The 6,244-nt window shown below is 70.7% G+C and carries 4 protein-coding genes; 2 read left to right on the top strand and 2 right to left on the bottom strand.

Translation table 11 applies throughout. The annotated features are described in order from the left end of the window. Positions 1 to 74 precede the first annotated feature (74 nt). Both AB0N06_RS37815 and AB0N06_RS37810 read right to left on the bottom strand, forming a co-directional pair. On the bottom strand, positions 75 to 1,496 hold the full coding sequence (locus tag AB0N06_RS37815; RefSeq protein WP_366139211.1) for an MFS transporter: 1,422 nt from the start codon (positions 1,494 to 1,496) through the stop codon (positions 75 to 77). 435 nt (positions 1,497 to 1,931) lie between these two features. Continuing rightward, entirely contained in the window at positions 1,932 to 3,002 is a 1,071-nt protein-coding gene (locus AB0N06_RS37810) for a helix-turn-helix domain-containing protein (RefSeq protein WP_366139209.1), read from the bottom strand. Between the two features lie 300 nt (positions 3,003 to 3,302). Here AB0N06_RS37810 and AB0N06_RS37805 point away from each other — a divergent pair, with 300 nt between their 5' ends. Both AB0N06_RS37805 and AB0N06_RS37800 read left to right on the top strand, forming a co-directional pair. Beyond that, on the top strand, positions 3,303 to 3,962 hold the full coding sequence (locus tag AB0N06_RS37805; protein WP_366139208.1) for a hypothetical protein: 660 nt from the start codon (positions 3,303 to 3,305) through the stop codon (positions 3,960 to 3,962). 60 nt (positions 3,963 to 4,022) lie between these two features. Continuing rightward, on the top strand, positions 4,023 to 6,137 hold the full coding sequence (locus AB0N06_RS37800) for a flotillin family protein (RefSeq protein WP_366139206.1): 2,115 nt from the start codon (positions 4,023 to 4,025) through the stop codon (positions 6,135 to 6,137). The last annotated feature ends 107 nt before the right edge of the window (positions 6,138 to 6,244 follow it).

Here is a 6,244-nt window from a genome sequence, read left to right as displayed (position 1 = left end):
CCCGCCTCCGTGCCGCGATGCATACGCGGCACGGAGGCGGGGTCCTGCGAGGTCCGGGGGAGCCGGCCCGGTCGTCAGGCGCGGACCGGGGCCGACTCCTCCACCACCTGGGTCCGGGGGGCGCCCCTGGGGTACAGGACCGCCGTCACCACCAGCCCGATGAGGAAGAAGCCCGCCGACCACCAGTACGCGGTGGAGTAGCTCTGCAGCTGGGCCCGGGCGGCATTGGCAGGAGTCACCGGGCGGTCGGACAGGTAGTCCATGGCGGCGCTGGTGGCGAGGGTGTTCAGAAGCGCCGTGCCGATCGAACCGCCCACCTGCTGGCTGGTGCTGACCATCGCCGAGGCCACACCCGCGTCGCGGGCGGCCACCCCGTACGTGGCCAGGTTCATCACCGTGGCGAAGATCGCGCCGAGGCCCAGGCCGAGGACGAGCAGGGCGGGCAACACATAGGTGAGATAGCTGCTCGTCAGGTCCAGGCCGGTCATCCACACCATGGCGGCCGCGGCGATGCCCATGCCGAGCGGCACGATCGGTTTCGCGCCGAAGCGCGGCACCAGCACATTGGTCGTCGTCATCGACGTCACGATCATCAAGCAGACCATCGGGATGAAGGCGAGACCGGTGGTCACCGGCGAGTAGTACAGGGTCTTCTGCAGGTAGTACATGAGGAACAGGAAGACGCCGAACATGCCGCCGCCGGCGATGAACATCGCCAGGTACGACGCCCCGCGGTTCCTGTCCAGCACCACCCGCAGCGGCAGCAGCGGATGCGCGGCCCGCGTCAGCCACCAGGCGAACGCCGCCAGGAGCACACCGCCCGCCAGCAGAAAGGCCCAGGTGTCCGGTGAACCCCAGGGGTGCGACTCGGCGTTGGAGAATCCGTACACGATGCAGAAGAGTCCCGCCGAGACCAGGACGGTGCCCGGGACGTCAAGCTGGGGGCGGGCGGCGGGGGCACCGGCGGTGAGCAGCCGGATGCCGCCGAGGAAGGCGACCAGGGCGAACAGCAGATTCACGTACAGGCACCAGCGCCAGTTCAGGTACTGGGTGAGGACCCCGCCGAGCAGCAGCCCCACCGCGCCGCCCGTCCCCGCGATCGCGCCGTAGATCCCGAACGCCTTGGCACGCTCCTTCGGGACGGTGAACGTCGTGGTGAGGAGGGAGAGCGCGGCCGGGGCGAGGAGCGCGCCGAACATGCCCTGGAGTGCGCGGGCGAAGACCAGGACCTCGAAGCTTGGGGCAGCGCCGCCGATCGCCGACGCGACCGCGAAACCGACCAGACCGGTCAGGAAGGCGATCCTGCGGCCCACCAGGTCGGCCATCCGGCCGCCGAGCAGCAGCAGTGAGCCGAAGGCCAGGGCGTACGCGGTCACGATCCACTGGCGGTTGCCGTCGGAGAAGCCGAGGTCCTGCTGGGCGGAGGGCAGGGCGATGCTCACGATGGTGGCGTCCAGCACCACCATCAGCTGGGCCAGACCGATCACCGCCAACACCCACCACCGGTGCGACGGACCGCGCTCACGGTCGGATGCGGGGCGGGACGACGGGGAGGTGGCAGTCGCTCTCGCGCCGCTCACGGAGGGCTCCCCCTCGACAGGCTCCCGCGCATGACGTGAGTGACGAGCCATGGTCCGGGTCTCCCTCGGTGCGCACCTCCGAAATCCCCCGGACCCACGCTAAAGGCAGGTCCGCATCCCCGCATGTGGGAATGGGCGCCCATGGTGTGAGCTCCTCTCAGGGCTGTCCCCCCGTCCCCGGTGGTGGACGGCCCGCGGCGTCGGATGCGGTGCATCGCAAGGCGGAGGGGCTCCTCGAACGAGGCGTATCCGGGCGCTCCGCCAACGCGGCGAGGTGCCGCAGCTGTCGTCGTACGCCCGTCAGGGACGGCAGGTACAACCCTGAGGAGCCGCCCGGTCCCGGCTGGGCCGTCAGAGTTCCTTGGCGGGCCAGTCCAGCAGTCGGGCGCCGATCACCGCGGTCTGCAGTGTGTAGCGGTGCATCGGGTCGGACGGGTCGGAGCCGGTCAGCTGATGGATGCGCTCCAGCCGGTAGGTGAGCGCCCGCACGCTCAACGCCAGCCGGCGGGCCGTCTCGGCGGCAACACAGCCCGCGTCGAAGTAGGCGGCGAGCGTCTTCAGTAAGGGCTCCGCGCCGCCTCGCGCCTTCTGGAGCGGGCCGAGCTCACTGCGCACCAGATCGGCCATCGCCTGCCGGTCCCGGGTCAGCACCGGATAGACCAGCAGGTCGGCGGCGTACAGCACCGGATCCTCCAGGTCCATCCGGTCCGCCAGATCGAGCGCGTCGAGCGCCTCGTCGTACGACTGGACGACGCCGCCCGGACCCCGGTGCGGGCGGCCGACCGCGACCATGCCGCCGTCCGTCGCCGCATGCGCCTGCTTGGCGAAATAGCGCAGGACGTCCGGCTGGGCGCCCGGGGCGATGCAGACCAGGCGCCCGTCCTTGGTCGTGAGGAGGATCTTCCGGCCGTCGAAGCGGGCGAGCAGCGCCGCCTCCACCATGCGGGGCACCGCGTCCGTCTCGGTATACGCCTCCGGGCCCGTCGCCACCGCGACCGCGTGGGCGCGCGACAGCCGCAGCCCGAAGCGGGTGGCCCGCTCGGCGAGCCGGCCCAGGTCGCTGCGCCCGTACAGCAGGTCGTCGATGAACTCGCGGCGCGCCGCCTCCTCCCGCCGCACGGTGAGCCGCTGGGCGCGCTCGAACCCCTCGGCGAACGCGTCGACAGCCTGCTCGACCGCGGCCAGCACGCAGTCGGTGGACTCGGGGTGCGCGGCTGTGGCGCGCGGCCAGGCGGTGCGGGTCGCCGCCAGATGCAGACCGATCAGGGCGCGCAGCTGGAATCCTGCGTCGGCCGCCTCCCGGCCCAGGGCGCGGCGGGCGTCCAGCTCGTCGCGGGTCAGCCGGCGGCCGGTCGCCGCGACCTCCTCCAGGATGTGGGCATACTCCCCCAGATACTCGTCGGGAATCTGCGGCTCCGGCACGCCCATGCCTCCAGTTTTGATGCGTCACTGACACCCACTCACCCCATATGAGCAGGTGTCGGTGCCCGGCATCAAGGACGTAGAAAGATTGCCGGATTCCGGCAGTGCGATACGACGACGTCGGCTGTCATGATCTGACCCAGCACCAACCGGGGGAACACGGGGGAATACGGGGGATACGGGGACGGGGGGGACGACCCGGTAGCCGCGGCGCCGCATGCAGGCGGCGCCGCGGCACCGGAGTCACCGCCGGACGTCCCCTCCACCGCACCCCCACCGACAGGCAGGGGGAGTGGGCCGATGCAGGAATTCCTGAGAGCCGCATCCTCCTTCCCCACCGTCCTCTTCGGCGCCGCTCTGATCGTCGTCATCTGCTTCTGGCTGCTGGTCCTGGCGGGCGCGGCCGACCATCACTCCTTCGACGCCGACCTCGACACCGACCTGGCCGGGATCGGCGGTGTGCCGGTCACCGTCTCGGTGTCCGTGATGGTCGTCGTCGCCTGGTTCACCAGCCTGACCGGTTCCGTCCTGCTGCTCCGCAGCGCGGTCACCGGCACCGCCCGGGCCGCGCTCGCCTGTGCCGTGCTCGCCGGGGCGCTGCTGATCTCCTGGGCCGTGGTCCGGGTCCTCATCAGCCGTTACCGGCGCCACTTCCCGGCCGAACTCCCGCCGTCCCGGCAGGACTTCCTCGGCCGGGTCTGCACCGTCCGTACCGGCTCCGTCAGCTCCGACTTCGGCCAGGCCGAGGTCGTGGCGGCCGACGGTTCGACCGCGATGGTGCAGGTCAGGCTGTTGCGGCAGAGCGACGAGGCGGCGTTCACGGCGGGCAGTGCGGGGCTCCTGTACGCGTACGACGACGAGGGCGAGTTCTTCTGGGTCTCGCCGTACGACGTGACGCTCGACCCGGGACCGCCGGAGCCCCCACGGCCGCTGCCACGCACTCGACGCCGTACCCGCTGAGCCGCCCGCGCCGCCGGGCACCGCACTTCTCACCATCCTCACCAGCCGCCAAGGACTGTCATGGACGCCATCTCCCTGGGCTTCGGTGTGCTCGTCGCCGTGGTCCTGCTCATCGCGATCGCCCTGCTTCTCGTCATCGGCCGGCTCTTCCGCAAGGTCGAACAGGGCAAGGCCCTGATCATCTCCAAGACCAAGAAGGTCGACGTGACCTTCACCGGAGCCGTGGTCCTGCCGGTGCTGCACAAGGCCGAGTACATGGACATCTCGGTGAAGACGATCGAGCTGCGCCGCACCGGGCGCGAGGGCCTGATCTGCCAGGACAACATCCGCGCCGACATCCACATCAACTTCTTCGTACGGGTGAACAAGACCGTCGAGGACGTCATCAAGGTCGCCCAGTCCATCGGCACCGAGCGGGCCAGCGACAAGGCCGCCATCCAGGAGTTCTTCGCCGCGAAGTTCGCCGAGGCGCTCAAGACCGTCGGCAAGCAGCTGGACTTCGTCGATCTCTACACCAAGCGCGAGGAGTTCCGGGACCGCATCATCCGGGTCATCGGCACCGACCTGAACGGCTACCACCTCGACGACGCGGCGATCGACCACCTGGAGCAGACGCCGATGGCGCAGCTCGACGGCGCCAACATCCTCGACGCGCAAGGCATTCGTAAGATCACCGAGCTGACGGCGATCGAGCACGTGCGCACGAACGAATACCAGCGCACCGAGCAGAAGGAGATCACCCGGCAGAACGTCGACGCCCGCGAGACCATCCTGGAGCTGGAGCGCCGGCAGGCCGAGGCCGAGATCAAACAGCGGCGCGAGGTCGAGACGCTGCGGGCCCGCGAGGAGGCGGCCACCGCCCGGGTCCAGGAGGAGGAACGGCTCGGCGCGCAGACCGCGTTCATCCGTACCGAGGAGCAGCTCGGCATCCAGCGCGAGAACCAGGCGCGGGAGATCGCCGTCGCGCAGAAGAACCGTGAGCGGGTCATCGCGGTGGAGAACGAGCGCATCGAGAAGGACCGGCTGATCGAGGTCATCGGACGCGAACGGCAGACCGAGCTGAACCGGATCGCCGCGACGAAGGAGGTCGAGGCCGAGCGCCGCGAGGTCGCCGATGTGATCCGGGAGCGGATCGCGGTGGACCGTACGGTCGCCGAGCAGGAGGAGTCCATCAAGACGCTGCGGTCGGTCGAGGAGTCGGAGCGCACCCGCAGGTCGGTGATCATCGCGGCCGAGGCGGAGGCCCAGGAGAAGCTGGTCAAGGACATCAAGGCGGCGGAGGCGGCCGAGGCGGCGGCCACGCACCGGGCGGCGGAGCAGTTGACCCTCGCCGAGGCCCGGCTGAAGAGCGCGGACCTCGACGCCCGGGCCAAGCTGCGGCTCGCCGAAGGCGTCCAGGCGGAGTCCGCGGCGCCCGGACTTGCCGAGGTGCAGGTACGGGAGGCGGCGGCCGATGTCATCGAGAAGACCGGTCTCGCCGAGGCCGGGGCCACGTCCGCCCGGCTCAAGGCCGAGGCCGAGGGTGCGCGGCTGAAGGCTCTCGCCACAGCCGAGGGCACGCAGGCGCAGGCCACGGCGGACGCGGCGATGATCGGCGAGAAGCTGAAGGCGGAGGCGGCCGGGCTCACGGAGAAGGCGGCTGCGATGGCGGCGCTGGACGACGCGTCGCGCGGGCACGAGGAGTACCGGCTGCGGCTCGCCGCCGAGAAGGAGATCCGGCTGGCCGGACTCGATGTGCAGCGGCAGGTCGCCGAGGCGCAGGCGACGGTTCTGGCCACCGGTCTGGAGAACGCGGACATCGACATCGTCGGCGGGGATTCGGTCTTCTTCGACCGGCTCGTCTCGTCCATCTCGCTCGGCAAGAGCGTGGACGGCTTCGTGAAGAACTCGGACACCGCGAAGGCACTCGCAGGACCGTGGCTGAACGGGTCGTCGTCGTTCACCGACGACCTGACGCGGGTGCTCGGGTCGGTCTCGACGGGCGATGTGCAGAACCTGACGGTGTCGGCGCTGCTGATGCGGATGCTGGCGGCGCCGGGAGCGGGTGCGGATGCCGGACAGGTCCGCCAGCTGCTGGACTCGGCACGAAAGCTCGGTCTGGCGGACCTGCCGGTCGGGGCACTGTCGGACGCCCCTGACGTACCCGCGTCGCGCAATGGGACGCCCGTGGCTTAGAGGCCGCGCACGTAGGTGGGGCGGCGTCGCGTGCCGATGGGCGGCGCCTGGCGGCGTTGTCGTCGGTCGACGACTCCCCCATGGCCCGAAAGGCATGGGAGGGGCCC

The sequence above is a fragment of the Streptomyces sp. NPDC051020 genome (genome assembly GCF_040683105.1).
In the GTDB taxonomy this organism is placed as follows: Bacteria; Actinomycetota; Actinomycetes; order Streptomycetales; family Streptomycetaceae; genus Streptomyces.
The sequence above is the reverse complement of the archived record's forward strand: the minus strand, read 5'-3'. Positions and strand labels throughout refer to the sequence as shown.

Excerpts from the sequence above, each read along its gene's own strand:
- AB0N06_RS37800 (WP_366139206.1), top strand. The coding sequence starts at position 4,023 with ATGGACGCCATCTCCCTGGGCTTCGGTGTGCTCGTCGCCGTGGTCCTG.
- AB0N06_RS37805 (WP_366139208.1), top strand. The coding sequence starts at position 3,303 with ATGCAGGAATTCCTGAGAGCCGCATCCTCCTTCCCCACCGTCCTCTTC.